1 protein-coding gene is annotated in these 2,490 nt (G+C 52.0%); it reads left to right on the top strand.

The window, feature by feature from the left end; all coding sequences use genetic code 11:
* Positions 1 to 1,112 precede the first annotated feature (1,112 nt).
* The gene (locus JMF90_RS33270) at positions 1,113 to 2,438 is read left to right on the top strand and encodes an MFS transporter (protein WP_011547004.1); all 1,326 of its coding nucleotides are present in this window, start codon (positions 1,113 to 1,115) and stop codon (positions 2,436 to 2,438) included.
* The last annotated feature ends 52 nt before the right edge of the window (positions 2,439 to 2,490 follow it).

Below are 2,490 nucleotides of genomic sequence, written 5' to 3'. Positions count from 1 at the left end.
ATTATCAACTCCGAAAATTGCCCGTCCGATTGATCGTGTGCGACTCGAAGCAAGCACGAGCCCCCCCATCAACGAAATGACCTCATACATCGGTGTCCACGAAGAGGAACTCTCGCGCACTCACAAGTCGTGACGGTAAGTTATTTTGGATACCAGAATAAAATCACGAACTACAATTTCCTTTATCTGCATCCTTCGATACTCTATATCCAATCGCATGGTTGATATATCGTCGAAAGGAAGCAGCCAGTGTTTACGTTGGTTTCGCATCGTACATACCTAGGTATAAGCCCGCCAGCGATCGCTTCGATCCACCCCCGCAGCGCACAGGCCGGCCTCAGTCTAGTCGCTTCGATCATCGACCCATGTCTGGCGCGCAGTCGTTATTCGGCTTGTTGGGTCGTACTCGTCAGATACGTACAATCCGAGAATCGAAAAGGATGCGTCACGCTCATAACATAGCTGACGTCCTGCCGCCCATGTGATGGCACGACTCCGCGTCAAGCCCCACACATTCCACGCCTTGTACCCTTCGCTCCTGCATCCGTCGTTCCAACAGTACGGGAGTCCGACGCACAAATTGAGCCGTCAGCGATCGCCGGCGACTCGTCGACACATTCAAGTAAGCCATGCAGCACGCTGTGATTTCGACCATCAAGCCAACATTAATACACGGCAAGGATTGGAACGATGCCTGCGTTGCTGATGTGGTCGAAAGCGCCCTAAGGAAAATCGTACTAAGCAGCAAAGATCGCAAACCAATGTGCACCAAGATCCAGTAAAATCCACTAGCCTTACGATTGTTGCACGGTCTGGTTGCCGTCCTTAAGGACTCGAACGTCATGCCCTATTGTTCACCATGGCACATACTTTATTGGTGTGCTATCAGCCGACAGCGACGCTACCTTATGTATGGCCCAGCACATCCCCGCATGACAATCGCCCATCAGGCCCTCGATTCTCTGAACACGGATTCAGTCTGAGAATGTGGTGACAAGGATCACATACAGACATCCGTTCTCGATCGGATCACGAGGCACGCCGATACCGCGTTACCGAGTCTGTTGCAACAACTGACATACGACATCTTATTCGACCCTCGGGAGCACCACTTGGAATTGAACGCTACGGGAATATCCGATTCCTTGCCCGTGATTACCACGGTCGATGCAGCCAGAGCCGATCGCATTTTCAAGCGACTCGCGCTGCGAGTTCTGCCGATCTTTATGTTTGCGTATCTTGCGTCCTATATTGATCGCGTCAACGTAAGTTTCGCTAAACTTCAGCTTAGCCAGGACCTGGGATTTACCGATGCCGTTTTCGGTTTTGGTGCGGGCACATTCGCGTTGGGCTATGTACTATTTGAAGTTCCGAGCAACATGCTATTGCAGAAGGTCGGGGCAAAACGATGGCTGACACGCATTATATTGGCGTGGGCGATCGTCTCGGCTCTAACCACATTGATTGCCACACCAAAGCAGTTCTATGTCATGCGTTACCTCCTCGGAGTAACGGAGGCCGGCCTCGTTCCGGGTGTCGTATATTATATTTCTCAGTCGTTCCCGCGCTTCCACAGAGCACGAATTTTGTCCATATTCTATACGGCACTCCCAATGGCTGGCCTGATTGGATCCCCCATGAGTGGATTCATCATGGAATATCTCGATAGTCTTCTGAGCCTCGCCGGCTGGAAGTGGATGTTGATCATCGAGGCAATTCCAGCCTTCGTCGCCGCTATCATGTGCTGGAAATATCTGGAAGACGACGTCACCCAAGGAAACCACCGATCCGAATCAGATCGTAACTACCTTATTAGCGCGCTTGAAGAGGACAAGTCAATAGCCGCATCAATAAATCAGAACAATATCTTTTCAAGCAAGATTTTCTGGATTTTTGGAATTATTTATTTTCTCGATGTTTTTGGAATTTACGGCTACACACTCTGGGCGCCAACCATCATCAAATCGCTCGGTGTAGAGCGTAATTCCTTGATCGGGCTCCTCGCCGCGCTGCCCAATGCGGTTGCCGTTATCGTAATGATAATTGCCGGTCGGAAGGCCGATAGTCGCAGGGAGCGCAGGCTGCTCGTCGCCGCATTATTCCTGATGGCCGCCGCAGGTCTGACTCTCGCACTTGTCTGGCACGGCACGCTTTGGCTGAGCATTGCGGCGCTCTGTATTGCCAACGCGGGATTATTGTCCATCCCCCCAATATTCTGGGGTATGCCAACTGCCGTCCTCTCCCCCCGCAATGCCGCGAGCGGCATCGCGTGGATCAGCGCAATAGGCAATATAGGCGGCTTCTTCGGCCCCTATGTCGTGGGCTTATTGAAACAGTCCTCGGGCAGCTTCGTACCGGCGATCTATTGCATCATCGCATGCCTTCTATTCGGGCTAATTCTCACACTCTTATTACCGAAGCACTTGGTCAATCGCTAGGAAATAAGGCCCGCTCCGCAGGCGGGCTCAACTCCGAAACACCGCGCAACCG

Origin of the sequence: Burkholderia sp. E168m23, assembly GCF_016586125.1 — a bacterium.
Classification (GTDB): domain Bacteria; phylum Pseudomonadota; class Gammaproteobacteria; order Burkholderiales; family Burkholderiaceae; genus Burkholderia; species Burkholderia orbicola.
The sequence above is the reverse complement of the archived record's forward strand: the minus strand, read 5'-3'. Positions and strand labels throughout refer to the sequence as shown.